20 protein-coding genes and 1 tRNA gene are annotated in these 22,683 nt (G+C 52.9%); 8 read left to right on the top strand and 13 right to left on the bottom strand.

Annotation, left to right across the window (positions count from 1 at the left end; genetic code table 11):
• Positions 1 to 61 precede the first annotated feature (61 nt).
• The 6 genes from PPL9_RS13160 (at position 62) to PPL9_RS13135 (ending at position 6,564) form a co-directional block, all read left to right on the top strand.
• Positions 62 to 1,645, top strand: coding sequence for an ABC transporter substrate-binding protein (locus tag PPL9_RS13160; protein ID WP_057463110.1), 1,584 nt, complete (start codon positions 62 to 64; stop codon positions 1,643 to 1,645).
• A gap of 115 nt (positions 1,646 to 1,760) precedes the next feature.
• The gene (locus PPL9_RS13155) at positions 1,761 to 2,738 is read left to right on the top strand and encodes an ABC transporter permease (RefSeq protein WP_057463109.1); all 978 of its coding nucleotides are present in this window, start codon (positions 1,761 to 1,763) and stop codon (positions 2,736 to 2,738) included.
• Positions 2,739 to 2,748: 10 nt separating this feature from the next.
• Positions 2,749 to 3,669 carry an ABC transporter permease gene (locus tag PPL9_RS13150; RefSeq protein WP_057463108.1) on the top strand — a complete coding sequence of 307 codons (921 nt, stop codon included), beginning with the start codon at positions 2,749 to 2,751 and terminating at the stop codon, positions 3,667 to 3,669.
• A gap of 8 nt (positions 3,670 to 3,677) precedes the next feature.
• Positions 3,678 to 4,664, top strand: a complete 987-nt coding sequence (locus PPL9_RS13145; RefSeq protein WP_057463107.1) for an ABC transporter ATP-binding protein — start codon at positions 3,678 to 3,680, stop codon at positions 4,662 to 4,664.
• The gene (locus tag PPL9_RS13140) at positions 4,661 to 5,665 is read left to right on the top strand and encodes an ABC transporter ATP-binding protein (protein WP_057463106.1); all 1,005 of its coding nucleotides are present in this window, start codon (positions 4,661 to 4,663) and stop codon (positions 5,663 to 5,665) included. The genes PPL9_RS13145 and PPL9_RS13140 overlap by 4 nt, the downstream gene beginning before the upstream one ends.
• A 29-nt stretch (positions 5,666 to 5,694) precedes the next feature.
• A complete protein-coding gene (locus PPL9_RS13135) occupies positions 5,695 to 6,564 on the top strand; it encodes an N-formylglutamate amidohydrolase (RefSeq protein WP_208989348.1) in 870 nt (289 codons plus the stop codon).
• A 61-nt stretch (positions 6,565 to 6,625) separates the two neighbouring features.
• On the opposite strand, the gene PPL9_RS13130 is transcribed toward PPL9_RS13135, so the two are convergent.
• The 5 genes from PPL9_RS13130 to PPL9_RS13110 form a co-directional block, all read right to left on the bottom strand.
• Positions 6,626 to 6,702: transfer RNA gene (locus PPL9_RS13130), tRNA-Arg, on the bottom strand.
• Positions 6,703 to 6,815: 113 nt separating this feature from the next.
• Positions 6,816 to 7,979, bottom strand: coding sequence for a DUF1513 domain-containing protein (locus tag PPL9_RS13125; protein WP_057463253.1), 1,164 nt, complete (start codon positions 7,977 to 7,979; stop codon positions 6,816 to 6,818).
• Positions 7,969 to 9,066: an imelysin family protein gene (locus PPL9_RS13120; RefSeq protein WP_057463105.1), complete on the bottom strand. Its 1,098-nt coding sequence runs from the start codon at positions 9,064 to 9,066 to the stop codon at positions 7,969 to 7,971. Before PPL9_RS13120 ends, PPL9_RS13125 begins: the two co-directional genes overlap by 11 nt.
• Positions 9,066 to 10,610, bottom strand: a complete 1,545-nt coding sequence (locus tag PPL9_RS13115) for a di-heme oxidoredictase family protein (RefSeq protein WP_082596812.1) — start codon at positions 10,608 to 10,610, stop codon at positions 9,066 to 9,068. Before PPL9_RS13115 ends, PPL9_RS13120 begins: the two co-directional genes overlap by 1 nt.
• Before the next feature lie 129 nt (positions 10,611 to 10,739).
• Positions 10,740 to 12,008 carry an imelysin family protein gene (locus PPL9_RS13110; protein ID WP_057463104.1) on the bottom strand — a complete coding sequence of 423 codons (1,269 nt, stop codon included), beginning with the start codon at positions 12,006 to 12,008 and terminating at the stop codon, positions 10,740 to 10,742.
• Positions 12,009 to 12,443: 435 nt separating this feature from the next.
• Here PPL9_RS13110 and PPL9_RS13105 point away from each other — a divergent pair, with 435 nt between their 5' ends.
• Together PPL9_RS13105 and PPL9_RS13100 are read left to right on the top strand one after the other, a co-directional pair.
• On the top strand, positions 12,444 to 14,294 hold the full coding sequence (locus PPL9_RS13105; RefSeq protein ID WP_057463103.1) for a glycerophosphodiester phosphodiesterase: 1,851 nt from the start codon (positions 12,444 to 12,446) through the stop codon (positions 14,292 to 14,294).
• Positions 14,295 to 14,319: 25 nt separating this feature from the next.
• Positions 14,320 to 14,718: a hypothetical protein gene (locus tag PPL9_RS13100; RefSeq protein WP_057463102.1), complete on the top strand. Its 399-nt coding sequence runs from the start codon at positions 14,320 to 14,322 to the stop codon at positions 14,716 to 14,718.
• A gap of 38 nt (positions 14,719 to 14,756) precedes the next feature.
• Here PPL9_RS13100 and PPL9_RS32710 read toward each other — a convergent pair whose 3' ends face one another.
• The 8 genes from PPL9_RS32710 to gndA all read right to left on the bottom strand — a co-directional run bounded on the left by PPL9_RS32710 (position 14,757) and on the right by gndA (position 22,502).
• On the bottom strand, positions 14,757 to 14,951 hold the full coding sequence (locus PPL9_RS32710; protein ID WP_057463101.1) for a hypothetical protein: 195 nt from the start codon (positions 14,949 to 14,951) through the stop codon (positions 14,757 to 14,759).
• 83 nt (positions 14,952 to 15,034) lie between these two features.
• A complete protein-coding gene (locus PPL9_RS13090) occupies positions 15,035 to 15,892 on the bottom strand; it encodes a carbohydrate ABC transporter permease (protein ID WP_057463100.1) in 858 nt (285 codons plus the stop codon).
• A complete protein-coding gene (locus tag PPL9_RS13085) occupies positions 15,889 to 16,767 on the bottom strand; it encodes a sugar ABC transporter permease (protein WP_057463099.1) in 879 nt (292 codons plus the stop codon). The genes PPL9_RS13090 and PPL9_RS13085 overlap by 4 nt, the downstream gene beginning before the upstream one ends.
• Positions 16,768 to 16,844: 77 nt before the next feature.
• Positions 16,845 to 18,134 carry an ABC transporter substrate-binding protein gene (locus tag PPL9_RS13080; protein ID WP_057463098.1) on the bottom strand — a complete coding sequence of 430 codons (1,290 nt, stop codon included), beginning with the start codon at positions 18,132 to 18,134 and terminating at the stop codon, positions 16,845 to 16,847.
• 61 nt (positions 18,135 to 18,195) lie between these two features.
• Positions 18,196 to 19,287: an ABC transporter ATP-binding protein gene (locus PPL9_RS13075; RefSeq protein ID WP_057463097.1), complete on the bottom strand. Its 1,092-nt coding sequence runs from the start codon at positions 19,285 to 19,287 to the stop codon at positions 18,196 to 18,198.
• Positions 19,284 to 20,066, bottom strand: a complete 783-nt coding sequence (locus PPL9_RS13070; protein WP_057463096.1) for a DeoR/GlpR family DNA-binding transcription regulator — start codon at positions 20,064 to 20,066, stop codon at positions 19,284 to 19,286. Before PPL9_RS13070 ends, PPL9_RS13075 begins: the two co-directional genes overlap by 4 nt.
• A 200-nt stretch (positions 20,067 to 20,266) precedes the next feature.
• Positions 20,267 to 20,911, bottom strand: coding sequence for a GntR family transcriptional regulator (locus PPL9_RS13065; protein ID WP_057463095.1), 645 nt, complete (start codon positions 20,909 to 20,911; stop codon positions 20,267 to 20,269).
• Positions 20,912 to 21,074: 163 nt separating this feature from the next.
• Positions 21,075 to 22,502, bottom strand: coding sequence for an NADP-dependent phosphogluconate dehydrogenase (gene gndA, locus PPL9_RS13060; protein WP_057463094.1), 1,428 nt, complete (start codon positions 22,500 to 22,502; stop codon positions 21,075 to 21,077).
• Between the last annotated feature and the right edge of the window lie 181 nt (positions 22,503 to 22,683).

The following is a 22,683-nucleotide window of genomic DNA, read 5'->3' as shown; positions in this document are numbered from 1 at the left end:
GTTACTGGGCGAATGAATTTTAATCGCCAGAGGGAACGAAAATTTTGAGAGGGGAGCAGCAATGATTAAGCTGCACAAATGGCTTGCTGGAACAGCAAGTGCCATGTTGCTTATGGGTGGAATAGCGTCTGCTGAAGACCTGACAATCGGCTTGTCTTCAGAGCCGAGCGCGATTGACCCGCACTACCATAATCTGGGTCCGAACAATATGATTGCCTATCATATGTTTGACCGGCTTATTCACCAAAACGAAAAACAGCAGCTACAGCCTGGCCTCGCAACCAGCTGGAAGCCAATTAACGCCACCACATGGGAACTGAAACTGCGTGAAGGCGTCGTGTTCCATGATGGCAATCCGTTTAATGCGGATGACGTGGTGTTCTCATTTGAGCGCGCACCAAATGTGCCAAACTCACCATCCAGCTTTGCCACATACACCAAAGGCAAAACGGTCAAAAAGATTGATGACTACACAGTCCATATCGTGACTGAAAAGCCTTATCCGCTTGTTCCTAATGACATTTCAACCGTCAGTATCATCTCTGTAGAAGCCGGAACGGACGCGACAACCGAGATGTACAACTCCGGCAAGGCAACCGTTGGCTCCGGCCCATACAAATATGCTGAGTACGTGCCGGGTGATCGCATTGTTTTGGAGGCAAACCCTGATTACTGGGGTGCAAAGCCAAAATGGGACAAGGTAACCTTCAAGCCAATCAAATCCGGCCCGTCTCGTGTGGCTGCTTTGTTGGCAGGTGATGTTGATCTGATCAACGGCGTCCCAACAACAGACATTGAAGTGCTAAGCAGCAACGACAAAGTCTCCTTGTGGCAGGGGCCATCCAACCGCGTCATCTATCTGCATCTGGACCATGACCGCGACGACAGTCCATTCGTGAAAGCCATGGGCGGCGGCGCGATCAAAAACCCGCTGAAAGACCAGCGTGTTCGTGAGGCGATCTCCAAGGCCATCAGTCGTGATCTGATCGTTGAACGCGTGATGGAAGGCGTAGCCGTCAAAGCAGGTCAGCTTCTGCCAGATGGCTTCTTTGGTGTCAGCGAAAACCTGAAGCCGGTTGAGTATGATGCAAAGGGTGCGAAAGAATTGCTTGCAGCTGCCGGTGTTGGTGATGGCTTCGAACTGCGCATCCACGGCCCGAATGACCGTTACATCAACGATGCCAAGATCGTGGAAGCTATCGCACAGATGCTTAACCGCGTTGGCATCAAAACCGATGTGGAGACCATGCCGCGGTCTGTCTACTTCAAGCGCGCATCTCGTGGTGGTCCAAACAACACGCCCGAGTTCTCAATGGTTCTCGTGGGGTGGGGCGCTGGTTCTGGCGAAGCATCCTCACCACTCCGCTCTCTCATCCATACCTACGATAAGAGCCAGGGGTTCGGCTCTTCCAACCGTGGCCGCTACTCCAATGCTGAAGTGGACGCCATGATTGAAGAAGCTCTGGCAACTGTCGATGATGAAAAGCGTCAGGATCTGCTCGCAAAAGCAACTGAAATCGCCATCAACGATCAGGCGATCATTCCGCTGCATTATCAGGTGAATACGTGGGCGACCCGCAAGGGCCTAGAGTACCTGCCTCGCACGGATGAATACACCCTGTCCTGGGGCGTATCCGCTGAGTAATCGCATGCAAACAAAAGACCGGCATAGCGCTTATGCCGGTCTTTTTCTTTTCTAAGGCCAGCACTCACCTTAATTATTTCAATGGGTTGGCTTTACCTGCGAAAGATTTAAAGACATGTCTGTCTTCGTTCTCAGACGCCTGATGCAAAGTGGCATAGTCATGATTGCTATGTCCGTCATTGTGTTCTTTGGCGTGAATGTGGTGGGGGACCCCATCGATATGCTGGTCGCACCGGATGCGGATCAGGCCGAGATTGAGCGCGTCATCCGCGACTTCGGCCTCGATAAGCCCGTGTGGCAGCAATATACGGTCTTCGTCAGCAACGCCTTCAAAGGAGATCTGGGCACCTCCTTTATCTTTGGTGAGTCAGCGCTCAAGCTTATTGTAGAGCGGATGCCTGCCACGCTGGAACTCGCCTTCATGGCGCTCCTCATGGCGGTTGTCATTGGCATTCCGTTAGGTCTTTACGCGGGTCTACGCCCCAACGCCATCTCCTCACGCCTCATCATGAGCGGCTCAATTCTGGGCTTTTCACTGCCCACATTTTGGGTTGGCATCATGATGATCATGCTCTTCGCCGTGATGCTAGACTGGGTGCCCGCTACAGGGCGTGGAGACACCATCTCGGTGCTCGGCATGCAGGTCTCGTTCCTCACCGCAGATGGCTTGTCTCACATTGTTCTACCGGCACTCAATCTCGCGCTCTTAAAAATCTCGCTGGTGATCCGCTTGACACGGGCAGGGGTGCGGGAAGTGATGCATATGGATTTTATTAAATTCGCTCGCGCCAAAGGTCTCTCTGCCAACCGCATTGTTATGGTGCACCTGTTCAAGAACATCATGATCCCCGTGGTTACAGTCCTTGGCTTGGAATTCGGCTCTCTCATTGCTTTTTCGGTAGTTACAGAAACCATCTTCGCATGGCCCGGCATGGGTAAGCTGCTCATCGATGCCATTCAGCAGCTAGATCGCCCGATCATCGTGGCCTATCTGATGATTATCGTGGTGCTCTTCGTCGTCATCAACCTCATTGTTGACATCCTCTACTCCATTTTGGACCCGCGAGTGCGGCTTCAGGATGCGGCGAACTAAGGGGCATCTCATGACCATAGAAACAAGCCTCAAACCACCGCGAAAGCAGCTCTTCTCTGGCGATACTCCCATGAGCCGCTTCCTCTCAGAGTTTGTTGAGAGCAAAGTTGCCGTCGTCGCTGCGCTCCTACTGTTCACGATCATTATGGCAGCACTGTTCGCCCCATGGATCACCCCGCAAAACCCTTATGACCTAGCCCAAGTCAGCGTGCTGGATGCACGCATGGAGCCAGGAGAGCAAAGCTTTGACGGGTACACCTTCTGGCTCGGCACAGATGGGGCAGGGCGTGACCTCTTCTCTGCGATCCTCTACGGCTTGCGCATTTCGCTCTCTGTTGGTGTCACCAGCGGCATCATCGCACTCATCATCGGCATGTCCGTCGGTCTGATCGCAGCTTATGTTGGAGGCCGTACAGAAACCTTCATCATGCGTATCGTAGACCTGCAGCTTTCCTTCCCAGCCTCTCTGGTTGCTTTGATGTTGCTGGCATTGATGGGCAAAGGCGTCGACAAAATCATCCTCGCCCTCGTTGTCGCGCAATGGGCCTACTACGCCCGAACGGTGAGGGGAACAGCCCTTGTTGAACGTGGGAAGGAGTACGTGGAAGCCGTCACTTGCCTTGGCCTTAGTCATGCCCGCGTGCTCTTCCTGCACATCATGCCAAATTGTCTGCCGTCACTCATTGTGGTTGGAACGGTTCAGACCGCCCACGCCATTGCGCTGGAAGCAACCCTGTCGTTCCTCGGTGTTGGTCTGCCACAGACAGAACCATCTCTCGGCCTGCTCATTGCCAATGGCTTTGAGTACGTGATTAGCGGCAAATACTGGATTTCAATCTTCCCCGGCATAGCCCTGCTTGTCACCGTGGTTGCCATCAATCTGGTGGGCGATCAGTTGCGCGATGTCCTCAACCCGCGCCTGAGGAAGTGAGGACAAAAATGAACACGCCAAACACACTCACAGTCAAAAACCTCAAAACCCACTTCTTCACCAAGGCAGGTGTTGTCAAAGCCGTTGATGATGTCAGCTTCTCCGTCAAACCCGGTGAAATCCTCGGTCTCGTTGGTGAGAGTGGCTCTGGCAAAACCGTGACGGGTTTCTCGCTGATCGGTCTGGTGGACGAACCGGGCAGGGTGGTTGGTGGCTCGATCCTCCTCAATGGAGATGATCTGGCCAGAAAAGACGAAAAACAGTGGCGCGAGCTGCGAGGCAAGACGATCGCCATGATCTTTCAGGACCCCATGATGACCCTTAATCCCGTCTTGCGCATCGACACGCAGATGATTGAGGCTATTCAGGCCCACGAGGACATATCCAAACAAGCGGCCAGAGAACGCTGCCGTGAAGCGTTCGTCCGCGTCGGCATCGCTTCACCGGATGAACGCCTCACGTCCTACCCGCACCAGTTCTCAGGCGGCATGAGACAGCGTGTGGCCATCGCCATCGCATTATTGCACGAGCCAGATCTGATCATCGCCGATGAACCAACAACGGCGCTGGACGTCACCATTCAGGCACAGATCCTCTACGAGGTCCGCAAGTTGTGTTCCGAGACCGGCATGTCCCTCATCTGGGTCACGCATGATCTGGCCGTCATCAGCGGTTTGGCAGATAGGATTGCCGTTATGTACGCTGGGCGGATTGTAGAGCAGGGCAGCATTGATGAGGTGCTGGACGCACCGCTGCACCCCTACACCAAGGGCCTCATTGAATCTGTCCCAAGCCGAAACAAACGCGGCGCCAAACTCTACCAGATCCCCGGCATGACACCCTCTTTGCTCAACTTGCCCGCTGGTTGCGCCTTTTCCAGTCGTTGCTCGGCAAAACAGAGTGATTGTCTGGTCGCCACGCCAGAGATCACGCAGTTAGGAGAGGAAAGGCAAGTCCGTTGCTTCCATCCTGTAAAGCAGGAGGAAATGGCATGACGCTTCTGGAAACTCCGGTCATCGAGCTGCAAGGCGTCTCCAAGCGCTTCACCAAAAAGCTGGACCTTGCTGAGAAAACACTTCGTTTCTTCGGTTCCAGTCTTAAGGAGCAGGTGGTTCACGCGGTCGATGATGTCTCGCTCAGCATTGCACCGGGCGAAGTGGTTGGTCTTGTTGGCGAAAGCGGCTGCGGAAAATCCACGCTGGGCCGCGTCGTGGCAGGCATCCATGAGGCCAGCAACGGCACCGTTCAGTTCCATGGAGACAACGTCAAACAGCTCTCCGGTGCGGATGCCAAAAATGCCCAACTGAAGGTGCAGATGATCTTTCAGGACCCCATGTCCTCTCTCAACCCACGCAAACGGGTGAATGAGATCATCGGGGAAGCCCCGCGTGTCCATGGCCTTGTCTCAAAGGCAGAGCTCTCCGACTATGTGGACCAGATGCTTCTCCGCGTCGGCTTAGATCCAGATTTCAAAACCCGCTACCCGCATCAGTTCTCCGGCGGACAGCGTCAACGCATCGGCATCGCCCGCGCCTTGGCCGTAAACCCGGAATTCCTTGTCTGTGATGAGTCCATTGCAGCGCTGGATGTGTCCATTCAGGCGCAGGTCATCAACCTTTTCATGGACTTGCGGGCACAGCTCGGCCTCACTTATCTGTTCATCAGTCATGATCTCGGCGTAGTGGAGCACCTCTCGGACCGTGTGGTGATCATGTATCTGGGCCGCGTAGTTGAGATTGCAAAAACGGATGAACTCTTCTCCAAGCCCAACCACCCCTACACGCAGGCCCTGCTGCGCGAAGTCCCGCGCATTGACGCCCGCAAACAGGTGTATGAGCCGATCAAAGGCGAAATCCCGTCACCTCTTGCACCACCAGGCGGATGTCATTTCCATCCGCGCTGTCCATTTGCCACCAAACGATGCTCAGAGCAGCAGCCAACCCTGAGGGAAATTGCTCCCGGCCATGTCTCTGCCTGTCACCTTAATGATGCCTAGTTAAACCAAAAACATTTGAGAGAAACACATTGCCCCAATCCATCGAAAACGTGCTGAACATCCATCGACCCATAGAGCTGACCAACCCGCTGGTGGTGGATTCTCCTCATTCCGGAGAGATCTACCCCGCGGACTTCCGCCCCTGTGTGCCCGCCAGCCGCTACAAATGCGCAGAAGACAGATACGTCCACGAACTCTTTGAAAAAGCAGCTGAAACCGGTGGCGTCTACCTCGAGGCGCTCTTCCCTCGCATCTATATCGATCCAAATCGACGTGCCGACAACATTGACCCGGCTACCATCAAAGGCTGGACACGAGCTGCAAAACCAGATTTCCGCAGTGACCTTGGCAAAGGCCTCATCTGGACAGAAGCCCCACCCACCAGCGGTCCGCTTTATGACCGTGAACTGAGCGTTGCGGAGATCGAGAACCGCATAGATGCCTATTACACACCCTACTACGACGCACTCACGCGCCTGATGGAACAAGCCCATGCGCGTTTCGGTGTGGCCTATCACCTGGACTGCCACAGCATGCAGGCGGTCTCCACAGTCATGCACGAAACTGGAGCAGGCGAAAAAAGGCCAGACATCACCCTCAGCGATCGGGATGGCACCACCTGCGACCGCGAATACATCTACACAGCTTGGGATATCCTCACAAACCTTGGCTATGAGGTGAAGATCAATGATCCCTACAAAGGCGCGGAACTGGTCATCCACACAGGCCGCCCCCAACAAGGCTGGCACTCCCTCCAGATCGAAGTCAGCCGCGGCCTCTACATGAGCGAAATAACACTCGAAAAGTACCCGAACTTCAACAACCTCCAACAAGACCTGGGAGTCTTCCTGAATCGCCTCTCCGAGTTCACAAAACAAAAAATCCAGCAGCCCGTTTAACTTAACAAACTTTGTAGAGCGGAATTAGGAGATATAGCGCGGCAATCACAATGGAAAAATATGGTGCACCCGATAGGATTCGAACCTATGGCCTCTGCCTTCGGAGGGCAGCGCTCTATCCAACTGAGCTACGGGTGCCTGTGTCGGGCGTAGGTGCCCTTGAGGTGTTGTAGTCTTTACCCGATCCTAAGCCGCGCTGCAATGCGCCAATTACAACAACCCTCGAAAATGTGGAAAGGCACAGGAAGAGCCTAACCCTCCCGCAAGATACCCAGTGGTGTCAGGTGGTTATCCCAGCTGACGCCGGCGCTCTGGCTGATAATCTGGGCCACACCATCCTCGGTTCCGCCAAAGCTGATGGCGCCGTTTCCGTCAGTAATAGCAAAGCTTTCCTCGTCCAGCGGAGCCACACCACAGCCATCTGCAACCTGGTGGAAACCGATGAAGGACCGCTGCGCCACATCCCAGTACAGGATTTTACCGCCACGCGGACAGGAGGCTGCAATCACGTCGCCGGAGCGGTTCATCTCCACGCTGCCAACATAGTTCTGCAGGCCCTTGGTAAGCTCCAGTGGCATCTCCAGAGCTGTAGCGGCCTTATCAAGCCCCAGATGCACCATCAGCGGAGGCGTCGCATCCTTCGCACCCTGAAACTGCCCGCCAACCCACACATCACCATTGCCGTCAAAGCTCATGTGGCGCAGGGAGAGCTGGTGCAAATCAGAGCCAAGTGCCTGTTTGGCAAGCAGATCACCTGTTGCAGTGTCAATGAAAGCCACAGTGGGCTTCATCGTGTCCAGGTTCAGCTTCTCACGCCCCATGTCAGGGTGAGTTTCAATCCCGCCATTGGCAACAACAAGCTGCGAGCCATCGGGTGACATCAGCAAATCATGCGGACCAACACCATAGCTCTCGAACTCGCCGATCCGCTTTGGCTGGTCACCGGAAACATCATAGACGCCGATCACACCGCGCACGTTGGCAAAGTCATTTTCAGGCGCATAGGCCAAACGGCCATCAGGTGAGAACACCCCGTGTCCATAGAAATGACGATTTTCAGGTGACGTGAAAACAACCGGCTCTCGTGCACCTGTCAGGTCTGCAAGCACCGCAAAAGTCTCGGGCCGCCGCGCGAAAGACAGCAGGCGCATGGAGTTGCGGTCAAAGGATATGGCATGCCCGCGATCCGGCAACGCTGTCTGGTACAGCACCTCGCCATCTTCGCTAAACACAGCAAGAGCATAACTGCCCGTTGGTGTACGCAAAGCACTGGCAAACAGTTGCAGGTCTGCGGCCTCAGTAAAAGGCAGGCCATTGGCAAAAGCCAGAGAACTGCTGGCGCTTAAAGCAACACCAGAAGCAGCAAGACCCGTTAAAAACTGCCGTCTGCTCAGAGCAAGGGGCTTAATCGCCATCAAGCGCATTAAAGCCTCCTGCAAGGCCAACGTAGCCAGCAAGGTCTTCTGCCATCACAACTTTAATGCCATCGATAATGGTGATCAGATAACGCAGTTGCTCACGCACTTCCGGCTCTTTGCCAGTGTCCTGAAGTGGTTTTGGCAAGTTCGCAAGCACACGCTGCGCATTGGAAAACTCAAAGTTCAGCGAGCTTTCCACCCAGTCCTGCTCGTCTTCCAGCACCTTTGCGTAGCCACCTGCATTCAAAGCGCCTTGCAAACCCGCAAGGCTGGCTGAAAGGTAGGTGACAGCATTACCGCTGCGGGCAAATGGCGCCTTCTTTGGGTTGGCTTTCTTCTCGGTCTTGCCAAGCACAACAAGCAGATACTGGTCTTTGTCGACAATCAGACCCGTGGTGATGGCATTGAACACCATCTCCGCAGCTTCTTTGTGGGTGTGCACCACACCGCCACCTTTGGTTGGCTCCAGAAGCACCTTGGAAAAACCGTCAGGATCAGCCCATTCGGCTTCAAGCTCCAATCCGGCACCAACCAGATTGATGCTGATGCTCTCGGCATAATCGCAAAGGTAAACAGCGTCCTTGCCAGAACCAAGCGTCAAAGTGCCATCACTGGCATAAGAGATGCGTTCAAGAGCAGTCAGCCCTTGCAAGGCAACGCTTTTGACAGAAAGAGAGGCTGGGTCGCGAACAGTAGGGTCCTGTTTGGCAACCACCTTATTGATCTGGCGGCGAACCACACCGCGACTGTCCGGCAAAAAGGCGAGCCGTTGAGCAAGGTTGTCCTGCGCCATTGGCCCATAGCGTAAAAAGTCAACGCCAGCGAGTGCGGCAACGGATTTGCTGAAAGCCGCATTAAAGGCAGTGGTGCTTTCAGTTGTGGAACTGGTGCACAAATCACCAGTTCGCTTCTCAAGGTCGGTCTGCGCGCTGACAAGCTGTTTGGTCGCCGGGCGAATATACTGCTCTACGCTGGAGCGCGGGAACTGAGCATAGTCAGTGGTATCTGCCGCAAAAGAGGGCGTAGAGACAACAATTGCCGAGGCAACGGCCAGGCTGAGAGTGACAGCACGCTTAAACTGCATCAAAGAGACTCCAGGAACCGGATCAGATTAGCTCGATCCTTAGCAGGCATTTCAACTACACGGGTTTTGGCAGCGTCTGCTTCACCGCCGTGCCACAGCACAGCTTCCAGCAGGCCACGTGCACGTCCATCGTGCAGGAAGAACCTGTGATTATTGACAGTTTCTGTCAGTCCAATACCCCAAAGCGGCGGTGTTTTCCATTCATTTCCGCTGGCAGAACCTGTTGGACGACCATCAGACAAACCTTCGCCCATATCGTGCAACAGCAGGTCTGTATAAGGCCAGATCAGCTGGAATTGATGCTCCGGGTTTTCAGCTGTGCGGCTGGTGACATATTTAGGCGTATGGCAACTTGCACAGCCTGTCTCGTAAAATACCTTTTTACCAGCAAGCACTTGGGCGTCATTCGCATCACGACGCGCTGGCACGGCAAGGTTTTGAGAATAGAACACCACAAGGTCCAGAACCGGGTCAGGCGCTTCTGAAACACCAAGATGCGCCTGCTCGCCATGCGCTTGCTCAAAGCACGCAGTCTGGGCTTCGGTGCAGTCTCCATAACTGCGCAGGTCATACGGTGTCGAAATGCCGATATCGCCTGCAAAAGCACCAGCAGATTGAGATTGCACGGTGGCGTTCAGCGCTTTCCAGCCAAAGCGGCCAACCTGCTTGGTGTCAGGGTCAGCAGGGTTCACCCAGCTTACTCGGCCAGAAATGCCATCACCGTCAGCATCCTCCGGATCAGCCTGAGAGGTGATGTCGGTGTCTGCAATCGCTTCCAGCAGGCCAAGGCCAATCATTGGCGGCGCAACACGAGCCGAAATCAGCGCATGCTCAGACATCGGTCCATAAGCCAGATTCTCAATGGTGTAGGTTGGCTTGCGTAAAGAGGCGGTCTCACCTTCAGAAAGATCAATCTTGATCTCTTCATAGGTGATTTTCATCTCGCCTTCTCCGGGAACGCCAGGCACGCCAAAGTTCTGCAGCTGGCCACCATAGGTCGGCTCGGGAAGGAGAGGCACTTCACCGCTCTCAATCAGAGCCCGCTCTTCCGGCGTGGAAGGGGCAACTGAGAGGCGCATGAAGATGGAAACTGGGCGTTCGTCATCAACCGGCGGGCGACCGCGCCCTGCTTTCGGGTGACAGCTTTCGCAGGCGCGGGCATTAAACAGAGGGCCAAGACCGTCAGAGGCGCGTGTAGAACTCGGGGTCGACACCCAAAATTTCTGGAACAGGCTCTCACCCAAACGGAAGTCCTGATGCTGCTCGAAAGGGAGGTTGGCGCTTGGGTAGGTAAAGACAGCGCGATTGAGAGGCTTCCGGGTCGTTGTTTTTCCCGCTTGCATAAACTCAAAATTTTCAGCTTTGGAGAAATCAGTCGGTGCCTTCAAAACCCGGCTGACTTTCGCTTTATCCCCGTCACTGAAATCGGTTCGCTGGTTCAGATCAACAGCAGAAGCGGCGGGAATGAGGAAGCTGGTAAAAGCGGCGGTAGTGGCTATCACTCCTGCACGACGGCGAAGTGTGGCTGGAACCATTCCTGGCATAACGGGTGCCTGTATTTACATAGGCCTTCGCAAAAACGCTAAAACACGCAAATGAACGCACATAACAACGCAAACAAAAGGCGAGGGGGATAAGTCCCGCACGAGGTGTCTCGTGCGGGACTGGATATCTTATTCGAATACTGCAGAAGGGTTGTCGAGGCTGTCGGAGCCTTCGAATGCAATATTTTCCAGCTTCAGCACCTGAACAGCACGCTGAATGGAAGATGTCTGGTCAACCAGGCTATCGATAGCAGCCTGTACCACTGCGTTACCCTCTGTGTTTCCTTCACCAATCATCTGGTCGTAGGATTCAGTGGTTTCAGCGCGGGTTTTCATGGCTGTAAAGGTGCCGAGGGAAGCATTCAGCTTGCCTTCCAACTCAGTTGAAACAGCGGAATCTGCCTTTGCAAGCAAGTCCTTAAGGGAAGCGCCTTCAACAACAGAACCGTCAACGCGGGTGTATTTACCCTGGAATACGTTGTTGATGCCAACCACGTCGTTGTAGTGAGACATGTGGGTGTTGTCAGAGAAGCAGTCATGCTCTTCTTCAGGATCGTTCAGCATCAGGCCAAGCTTCATGCGCTCACCAGCCAGTTCACCGTAAGACAGGGAACCCATGCCGGTCAGGATGGTTGCGATGCCTGCAGCTTCGCCTTTGTCAGCCAGCTCTTTACGTGCTGCGCCGTCGGTTTTCCATGCTGCAACCATCTCTTCCAGATCGGTGATAAGCAGCTTCGTTGCAGCCTGAAGGTAGTCTGCACGGCGCTCACAATTGCCGCCGGTGCAATTTGCAGCGTCGAAGTCAGAAGCAGGACGGTTGCCAGCACCTTTCCCCGTTCCGTTCAAATCTTGTCCCCACAGCAGGAATTCAATTGCGTGGTAACCGGTCGCAACGTTTGCTTCCACTTCACCAGCTTCCTGAAGCTGTTCAGCAAGCAGCGCAGGGGTGATTTCAGTGGCGTCGATTTCTTCGCCAGCAACAGTCAATTTGGTGTTTGCAATGATGTTTGCTGCGTAAAATGGGTTCTCTTCGGACTCATTGCCGTAAGCACCATCAACGTAGTCGATCAGACCCTCGTCAAGCGGCCAGGCGTTGACCTTGCCTTCCCAGTCATCAACGATCGCGTTACCAAAGCGGTAAACTTCTGTCTGCTGGTATGGGTTACGAGCTGCAATCCATGCGCGGCGTGCGGCCTTCAGGTTGTCTTCAGTTGGCTCTGCGACAAGCGCGTCCACTGCACCCTGAAGGGTCTTCGCAGTTGTCAGAGAGTCTTCAAACGCTGCCTGGGCGATGTCGCCGTAGGTTGCAAGAACGTCAGAAGGAGTTGCAGCGACAGCAACAGTAGAAAGGCTGCCGAGTGCTACAGTGCCGAGCAAAGCGCCACGGATAAAGCTCATTGTAATCCCCTTAAATGTGCAGTGAATTCGCCTCGCGCTGCGAGCGGAAAATCCGGGCTGCACGAATTCAGTTTGCCAAATGTTGTCACGCCCTAAAGCGTGAGAAAACTGCGGCTATTTCATATTCCTGACTATTGTTGTCAAGTTTAAAAACGTGCACTTTCAGTAGTTTAGAGTATTTCTAAATATGAGTTTCAGTTGCAACTTATTGTCATTAAAAGCTTTTCCGCACTTTTGCAGTTGCAAATCATTCGCATAAATAAATGGGATAATATTGGGAAAATACGCGAATCCCCCGCTCAACTGTTACCGTTTGTTTGGCATATCTTGACTTCGCAGCACCTATGCGCTCTTACGGAACCTTCTTCAGGTACATTGCATTTAATTGGCATCAATCAGCCAGTCTGTCTGCACCAACAACGATAAGAACAGGGTATGGCAGCTCGATTAAACACGCTTGCTCAATTGATACTTCGTGGCTGGAAAGCAAACGCATTTCGCTTGCTGCTGGTTCACTATGCCTTTGTTTTTCTCGGTGCAGTTGCAATCACACCTATTGTTGCTGGTATCGGCAACTTCGTTATTGGCCTTTCCGGCAATGCAGTGCTGGCCGATTATGAGATCGCGTCTTTCTTTCTGTCGCCGATTGGGCTGCTCGGTGCGTTCTTCTTTGTCGTCGTCTTCATCGCCATGGCACTGCTTGAGCAGGTTGCTCTGCTCGCGGTGCTGGACAGGCAGGAAAGCGCGTTCCCTGCTGCACGGAATGCTCTGTTCTCAACGCTCAGCATGTTCCCCCGCCTTGGTATGTTTACATGGCGGCTGACACAGCGATTGGTGATGGCAATGATCCCGGGTCTTGTCATTATCGCACTGAGTATACTAATCTTTTTGCAGGAGCATGACTTCAGCTACTACCTCCAGTTTCAACCCGTTGAGTTCTGGATGGCTGCCTTCTTCATCGGAATTGGGGTGGCACTGGTTATCGTTATGCCACTCTATGCCATCCTCGTCTGGGGTTTGTCTTTGCCGCTCGTGGTGCTGAGAGATCATCCTGTTGGCTCCGCCTTTTCGCGGGCCCGGTTCCTCTCGCGTGGCCTCCGTCCTGTCTTTGCAGGTGCCGTCTCGCTGTGGTTGCTTCTGGACATCCTCATCCATGCGTTCTTCCTGATCTCGCTGGAACTGATCGGCTCCTACGCCATTTCGTTTGGGGAGAATTCCCCCGAGACATTGGCAGCGATCCTGGGCAGCCTCGTCGTGCTTCTGTTGGTCGGCAATACGCTGATCAGTGGCGTCATGTCTGGCACTATGGCATTGCTTTTCAAGGCAGCTTTGTTCGTTGCCGATGGAAAGGGGCACACGTTCTCTGAGGTGCCGCATACGCCAAAGCTGGAGAGTAAGTGGGCCAACCCACTGACACCTATGCGCCTTGCCGCTCTCATTGGAGTGGTCGGAACCATCGTGGTGCTGACAGGGACGTATTGGGTCTCAGCCGATCTGCCGCAAAAAGATGTCCTGATCATCGCCCACCGCGGGGCCTCCGCCCACGCGCCGGAAAACACCATAGCAGCGCTGGAGCGAGCAATTGAGGACAAAGCCGACTGGATTGAAGTCGATGTTCAGGAAGCCGCAGACGGCTCCGTGGTCATCGCCCACGACAGCGACTTCATGCGCCTCATCAGCAAGCCAGCCAATGTCTGGGACCTGACACTGGAGGAAATCCAGGCTCTCGATGTGGGCGGATGGTTTGGGATGGAGTTTCAGGGTGAACGCGTCCCAACGCTTCGCGAGGCGCTTGAGATTGTGAGGGGGAAGGCAGTTCTCCTCATCGAGCTCAAATATTATCCCCGCAGCCGCAACGAACACCTCGAAAATGAGGTCGCACGCATCATCACGCAGGCTAACATGGAAAACGACATAGCAATCATGTCGTTAGAGCGATCAGCCCTCACAAGAATGCGAAAATTAGAACCAAATTGGAACATCGGCCTTCTTACCGCCACATCTATCGGTAATTTCTCCGAACTCAAAGGAAACTTCGTAGCCGTCTCCTCCGCCTCCGCCTCTTTGAACTTCATAAGAAGAACACAAGAGACCAATAAGCAGGTTTTTGTCTGGACGGTTAACAATCCGTCTACAATGTTGCGCTACATCTCCATGGGTGTAGATGGAATTATCACGGATGATCCTGCACTGGCGCGTAACACCCTGGAAGAATATAAAGAAATGAACCAGTTCGAGCGGTTATTACTTCATACTTCTGTCCTGTATAATCTGAGCTTGAACTGACACTTAGACCGTAAGAATCTAGTATATGCCGTATCTTCTAGTAGTGTTTATGGGCGCGTTGCTGACTGCCCTCTCGATGACTAATTCTGCGACTTCCAAGCCGCCAGTATTGCTGCTGGGAGACCGCGACACTGTCAATGCGATCGTTGCCGAGGTTAATCTCCCCGACGACCGCCGCGGCCTCGTGCATGTCATTTTGGAAGATGCTCGCGTCAAAGCAGAGCGCCTGGATAGCCCAATTCTGCCGATTTCTGCCAGTTCTGAACCTCTCGTAGAGCTTCCTGCAGAGAAATTTACACTTGAGCAGCTGGATGTAGAAACGCGCAGTGAACTTGTTGAAGTCCTCGACGAAGACCAAATGTCCGAGTTGCACCGCGCAATAGAAGTGGTTTTGGCGAGCACTGAAACCGTTAGCGTAGATTGATTTAAATACTACGCTATCTATTTGAAGTAACAGACCTATTACTCGTCGTCTTCGTTATCGTCCGGAATAGCAAGATCCACCGCTCCTCCTACGACACTTGTTCCAACCTTTGCAGTTGTTGTTACTGCAGTTGTAGCAACCGAGACCGCAGCTCCCCCGACTGAAACCACTGCACACCCAGAAATTCCGAGTAATACTGCAAAGATACTGGCTGTTATCGCGGTAAGTTTCATTCATTCCCCTCAAAAAACTGTCGTGAACCTCCTCAAAGGTCACCCATTTCATTTAAATTTGAGGGGTAAGAATTACGATTTCCCTACTTAATCCCTGCGCGCATAAAGCTCTGCACAAATTGTCTCTGAAACAGCAGGAAAGCGATCAACAGCGGACCTGATGTCATGAGCGTTGCTGCGTTGATAACGCTCCACTCCACACCACCATCAACCGCAGCAAAGATAGAAAGCCCAACAGTGACGGGACGCGTCTCTACCGAATTGGTGATAATCAGAGGCCAGAGGAAATTGTTCCAGTGGTGGCTGACTGAAACAAGCCCGTAAGCGAGGTAGGTCGGAATTGCCAGCGGCACGTAAACCTTCCAGAGCACCAGTAAAGGTCCGGCGCCCTCAACGCGTGCGGCTTCATCTAACTCTCGCGGAATGGTCTTAAATGTCTGTCGCAGAAGAAAGATTCCGAACCCAGATGCCATATAGGGCAAGCCAATTGCTACGATGGTGTCTATCAGGCCAAGGTTTCGGATCATCTTGTAATTCTCGACAATCAGGATATCCGGCATCACAAGCAGCTGTAAAAGCACCAGAGTGAACAGGATATTTGAGCCGGGAAACTCAAAGCGTGCAAAGGCATAAGCTGCCAGAGTGCCCAAAACAAACTGCGCTATCAAAATGATCGTCACCAGCATGGTCGTGTTCAGGAAGTACTGAGCAAATGGAGCTGCTGACCAGGCTTTGGTGAAGTTCTCCAAAGTGAGCGGTGCAAATAACTCGAAATTGGCTTCGTAAGCTGCTGGATGGAATGCAGTCCAGATCGCATAGAGCAGAGGCAGGGCCCATAAGATCGCCAGTGTCCACGCTCCGAACGTGTTGAGAGCACGATCAAAATCGAACTGGCGTGGACGTGTTGCTTCAACAGTATTGGAAAGAGATAAGTCGCTCATCTGTAGTGCACCCGACGATCCATGAAGAAGAATTGGCCGATCGCAATGATCGAAAGAAGCGCCAGCATCACGACAGTCAGCGTGGCGGCATAAGAGGTTTGCCAGTACTTGAAGGCGACCTCATAAATATAAAAGAGCAGCAAAGACGAAGCGTTATCTGGCCCTCCGCCTGTCATGGTGAAGATGTGGTCCACCAGGCGGAAAGAGTTGATAACAGCATTGATAGATACGAACAAAGTTGTTGGCATGAGCAGCGGCCAGGTGATTTTCCAGAAGAAGGTCCAACGACTCGCCCCTTCAATATCAGCAGCTTCTTTGTAGGAGGGTGGAATGGCCTGTAGTGCTGCCAGATAGAAGATCATGAAGAACCCGGCTTCTTTCCAGATAGTCACAACCATCATGCAAATCAGCACTGTTTCCTGCTGGCCCAGCCATGAGTTCTCGGGAAGCCCGAAGACACCCATGCGGATCTGATCGATCAACCCAAAGCCCGGCGTATAAAAGAACAACCAGATATTTGCGACCGCGATCAAAGGCAACACAGTCGGTGCAAAGAACGACATGCGCACAAGACTACGTCCCTTAAGCTTGTCATTCACCCAGATGGCCATCAGCAGAGAGATGCCGATAGAAGCTGGAATGGTTGCCATCGCATACCAAAGGTTATTGACCAGCACTTTCCAGAAGGTCGGGTCAGCCATCAACTCCTCATAGTTCTGCAGTCCAACGAACTTGGCTGGCCTGCGCCCACGCGGAGTGGAGAAGAAACTATTGATGATAGTGGTGATGGCCGGGAAGTGGGTAAACGCGAACAACATCACCATTGCTGGAGTGAGCAACAGCCACGCGTAAATCCACTGCATACGTCTGGTCATCGGGCAACCTCTTGGAAAATGCTGGAGCGAGGCACAGAACGGCTGCGCCTCGCTGGGTCATATGAAATCAATGTGGCTTAGCGGTACTCAGAAAGAATATGATCCGCTTCTGCCTGGGCACTTTTAAGAGCTTCTTCCGGTGTTTTCTTACCGGTGATTGCAGCATGCAGGGCGTCGTTGAAGACACGGGTCACGCGCTGGTTCTGGAACGTGGAGAGTTCTGCAACGGCGTGCTTCAGCTGCTCACGAGCAACGAGTGCTGGCGGGAAGTCAGCTGCGTAAGCCTTCATCTCGTCAGTCTCCCAAGCAGCTGGAGATGGCGCAACGTAGCCAGTCGCCATAGACCACTTCGCAGCCTGTTTCGGAGCAGTGATCCACTTCACGAAGTCTACAGATGCCTTTTTCTGCTCATCGCTGGAATCTTTGAAGATGTAGAAGTTACCACCACCGGTCGGTGCGCCGCGACGCTTGTTTGCCGGCAACATAGCAACGCCGAAATCGAACGGAGCGTTGTTGCGCACGTTGGTCAGGTTACCAGTCGAGGTCCACATCATAGCGGTATTACCTTCAAAGAAAGCCTTCGGAGTAGCACCCCACTCGATGATGCCTGGAGCCATCACACCATGCTTGCCAGAAAGGTCGACAAGGTACTGCAGAGCTTCAACAACCTTTGGATCGTCAAAGTTGGTCTTGTTCCCTTCAGCGTTCGCCAGAATAGCGTCATTCTCGGTGGTCAGGCCTTGAAACAGCCAGTATGGGAAACCAGAGGAAGGAATGCGCACGCCCCACTGGGTCACGTTGCCGGAAGTGTCTTTCTTGATCAGCTTCTGGCCCATGGAAACCATTTCTTCCCATGTTGCAGGTGCTTTTTCAGGATCCAGACCTGCCGCTTTAAAGGCTTCCTTGTTCCAGTAGAGAACTGGTGTCGAGCGCTGGAACGGAATACCGTAAGTCTTCCCACCAGTCTGGGAGTTTTCCATGAAGGCAGGATAGAAGCTATTCAACCACGTCTTGTCTTCGTCAGAGTTGGCCACATCATCAAACGCAATGATCACGTCTTCATCAATGAGAGTGAACATGTCGACTGACAGGATTACAGAGAGCTGCGGAGGGTTGCCGCCACGCGCTGCGGTCAGAGCTTTGGAAACAGTATCCTGATAAGAACCGGCATAAACAGCATCGATACTCACGTCAGGATGAGCAGCCGCATATTCTGCTGTCAGTTCTTCAATTGTTGTCGCGGCTGTACCGCCAACAGCCACAGGAAAATAGAATTGCAGATCAACCGCATGAGCGCTGATCGCAGTACCAAGGGATAGAGCAGCAACAGAAGCTGCCAGACCTAAAGACTTGAAAATGGATTTCATAGGTTTATATCCTCAAATTGCCCTAGTAATTGGGGCACTCCAATGCGCTGATGCGCGTTTTTCAAGCCGGCTCGAATTGCACCTCGACCGGCTTGAATTCTTCCCGGCGCTTGCCGGTATCTCTCTGAAAGCTTGCAGGAATTTTATCATCCCAGGCCAGGCCAATGTTCTGCCCCGGGCTCAATTCGGTGCAGCCTTTCACGCGAACAAGCAGCTTTTCACCGCCAACAGAACAATTAGCCAGCGTATCTGCCCCCATGTATTCAAGGCTTATCACCTGGGCCGGAACGCCGTTTTCACCAGTTAATCTGATGTCCTCCGGGCGCAGGCCCAGCAAACATCCTTTTGGTGCATCAGGCAGCAGGGATTGAGCCGTGACAGGGGTGACAGAACGAACCTTATCCAGCTCCACAATGTTCATCGGCGGAGTACCAATGAAACGCGCTGTAAACACGCTGGCAGGGCGCTCATAGATCACCTTTGGTGTTGCAACCTGCTCAACCTCACCTTTGTTCATCAGCACTACCTGATCGGCCATGGTGATGGCTTCTGTCTGGTCATGGGTTACATAAACCATTGTCAGCCCAAGCTGCTGCTGTAGTGCTCTCAACTCTACGCGCATCTCCTGACGAAGCTTTGCATCAAGGTTGGAGAGGGGCTCATCCATCAGGCAAACAGGCTTTTGAGAAACGATGGCGCGACCTAGAGCAACCCGTTGTTGCTGCCCTCCAGAGAGCTGGGATGGCTTCCGGTCCAACAGCTGAGAAATCCCGAGAAGATCAGCTGCAGTCTTCAGCCGCTCATCCCGCTCTGCTCTGCCTACTTTGCGTACTTTGAGCCCAAACAGAATGTTTTCAGCCACAGAGATATGCGGAAAGAGCGCATAGTTTTGGAACACCATAGAGATGTCACGCTGGGCGGGGGAATGATAAGTCACGTCTCTCCCGCCTATTGTAATTTGCCCGGAAGTCGCTTCTTCCAACCCGGCAATCAAGCGCAACGTCGTGGATTTGCCGCATCCACTTGGCCCCAATAAGACCGTAAAACTTCCACCATCCACGGACAGGTTGACATTGTTGACTGCCGTTGAGTCTCCCCAGGACTTGGTCAGGTTTGAGAGTTCTAGGCGAGCTGGATGGTTCAGGTTGCTCATAGAGTAGGCTCCTGTTTGCAGATTACGAGCTCTGCAGATGACTTCTCAATTATTGAAAGGATTGAAGCTGGCGGAGTTTCTTCGCAAAAGATCTTCGAAACATCAGTCAGGAATCCAGCGCGGACATGGGCGAGGCGACCGAACTTGGAATGGTCCAGAACAAGAAACGATTGACGGCAGTTCGCCAAAATGGACTGACGGGCAGTGGCTTCATCCTCGTTGAAGTCCAGAAGGGTGCCATCGCTATCCACGCCAGCAACGCCGAAGATGCCGACGTCGAACTTGTAGTTTTTGAAAAAACCTTCTGCGCTTGAACCAAGAACGTCCAGATCGCCATGACGCAATCGACCTCCTGCAATCGTAACTTCGCTGGAAGTGTTCCGTAGTGCTGCAATGGCTACGTTCATGTTGTTCGTAAAGATCTTCAAACCCTCATGGGTATCAAGAGCCTCTGCAACAATCTCGGGCGTCGTGCCAATGGAAAAAGCAAGTGTTGCACCATCGTCGATGTACTCCGCAACAGAGTTCCCAATCGCGTTCTTTGCTTCAAAATTGAGGATCTTTCGGGCTTTGTAGGTGATGTTGCCCCGGTTTGCCGGAACCTCTACGCCACCATGAACCCGTCTCAAAAGCCCCAGTTCGCTCAAGCGGTTTATGTCTCGACGGATCGTCTGGGTGGTAACCGCAAACTGCTCCGACAACGAGTCTACGCTCGCGAAACCATTGGACCGCACGAGAGAGATGATCTCTGATTGTCTTGTACTGAGCGCTGTTTCCATCACAAAAGTCTGCTTCAATCTGCAAATATGCTGTTCATATGAACGTCTACTATGTTCATATGAAACTTATGTGATATCTCAGACTAATAAAAGTGAAGCTTGTTTTGGCTGGTTTTCTAGGTACTTATACCGACTCACTTAAACAAAAAGCGCGCCCTGTTAGCAGAACGCGCTCCAAATCATCCAGATTTTGACAAGACTCAGGTGAGTTGAGTGAAGAATTTTAAGCGAGCCTTATGGGCTTCCGCGATGTGATGACGTGCAGCTTTGTCAGCACGATCACAATCTCGCTTGGAAATTGCATCCACAATCTCAGCATGTTCCTCAATCGCTAGACGACGACGGTCATCATCCGTCAGGGTCGTGCCCGCGAGCAGCAGCAAAGATAGGCGCATATGATCAATTTGCTCAACCAGATAGCGGTTGTGGGAAGCGAGATAGAAGCGGCGATGGAACTCACGGTTGGTCTTGATCAGGCGCTCCGCATCCGCAAGGTTCTGCATGTCGGACTCGACCATTTCCTGCAGAATTTCGATCTCAGCGCTTGAGGCGTGCTGCGCAGCTAGGCGACCAGCAGTTCCTTCCAGCACTTCTCGCAGATAGTACAGTTCGCTGATCTGGTTGTGGTCCAGACTAGGAATGACCATGCCGCGGTTCGGTTCATGAACAGCAAGCCCTTGCGCCTCAAGGCGCTTCAGGCCTTCCCGGATAGGTGTGCGGCTGACACCGAATTTCTCTGCCAGTTCAGCTTCTCTCAAGCGACTGCCGGGTTTCAGCTCACGGCTCTCAATCGCTTTAATGAGACGGCGGTAAATCTCAGCTCCATTGGGTGAATTGGCAGTCACATCTTATTCCCGGGATTAGTAAAGGCTTAGTTTGTAGCTTCTACATGCCAGCCTTCTTAAAGACGGGCAGGGCCACATAGGGGTCCTGTCAGTTTCTGTATCAAATTTCAATCAGGCATAGCACAGCCTAGTTAATAACTAGCATGCCTAAGTTGTATCTGGCTTACGCGCCACCAGCAGGCCAAGGGCCATGGAAGCCGGAACCTTCTTTGTCCGTACGTTCAAAGCCATGCTGACCGAAGAAGTCCCGCTGACCTTGAATCACATAGGCAGCAGTCCGCTTCTGACGGATCATATCAAACGAACCAAGCGCTGCTGAAAGAGCAGGCGTAGGCACGCCGTTGGTGATGCTCAAGCTCAGCATATCGCGCAGACCAGGAACAGCATCTTTCATACGTTCAGCAATAGCAGGAGCCAGGTAGAGAGATTTCAGGTCAGGATTTTGGTCATATGCCTGCGCAATCTCATCCAGGAAGCGTGAGCGGATAATGCAGCCCTGACGCCAGATGCGAGCGATGTCACCCATTGGCAGATCCCAGCCGTTTTCCTTGCCGCCAGCAGCCAGCACAGCAAAGCCTTCAGCGTAGGCTGCAATTTTACCGGCAATCAGAGCACGTTCACAGGCATCAATGCCTTCCTGCTTGAGTTCCCAAGTCAGCACTGCATCAGACTGCGGGTATAGTTCTGCAACTTCCTGACGGAGTGCGCGACTTGCAGACATGCAGCGAGCTGCAACAGCTGCATCAATGCCAGTTGCCGGAACGCCAAGCAGATGCGCTTCGACAGCAGACCAGCGACCAGTGCCTTTTTGACCAGCAGTATCCAGAATAACATCCAGAATTGGCTTGCCGCTCTCTTCATCAATCACACCCATAACGTTTGCGGTGATCTCAATGAGGTAAGACGCCAACGGGCCTTCATTCCACTTGGAGAAGATCTCGGCTTGTTCCTGAATGCTCAGGTGAAGGGTCTCGGTGAGAACTTCGTGCACTTCAGCAATCATCTGCATGTCGGCATACTCAATGCCGTTGTGCAGGGTTTTCACAAAGTGGCCAGCGCCTTCAGGGCCCATCAAAGCAACGCAAGGTTCGTCATTGTGCTTTGCTGAGATCGCTTTCAGGATAGGCTCGATACGCCCGTAAGCGGCTTCAGAAGCACCAACCATGATGGATGGACCGAAGCGAGCGCCTTCTGCACCACCAGAAACGCCCATGCCAACAAAGGTGAATGGCGTGTCGGCCAGTTCTTTGTAGCGGCGATTACTGTCGTGGAAGTCGCTGTTGCCTGCATCAATCAGAATGTCACCGTCTTTCAGGTGGTCTTTCAGAACAGAAATCTGCTGATCAACTGGCTCGCCTGCCGGAACCATCAAAATGATAGGACGAGGGGCTTTGATGTTCGCTACCAGCTCTTCTGTGCTGTAGCAGGGAATAAACATGTCTTTGAGGTGTCCAGCCTTCTCCATGAAAGCTTGGGTTCCCTCTGCAGTACGGTTGAACACCGCTACTTTATAGCCATTGTCTGCGATATTAAGAGCCAGGTTGGCTCCCATGACGCCTAGTCCAACAAGGCCGATATCCGCCTGTGTCATCAATACTCTCCGCGCTGCAAGTGGTGCACAGACGCGCGCAACAAACCTAATCCAATAGCTAACTTGGCGATTGTATGCGCTTGTGCATCAGAAACTAGGTCTGTGGCATAGGTGAAAAACAGGTTTTTGCCAAGGTGAGAATAAGAAAATTCCGCAAAAGCCTAATAAAACTGCCGAAATA

Origin of the sequence: Pseudovibrio sp. POLY-S9 (assembly GCF_001431305.1) — a bacterium.
Taxonomy (GTDB): domain Bacteria; phylum Pseudomonadota; class Alphaproteobacteria; order Rhizobiales; family Stappiaceae; genus Pseudovibrio.
The sequence above is the reverse complement of the archived record's forward strand: the minus strand, read 5'-3'. Positions and strand labels throughout refer to the sequence as shown.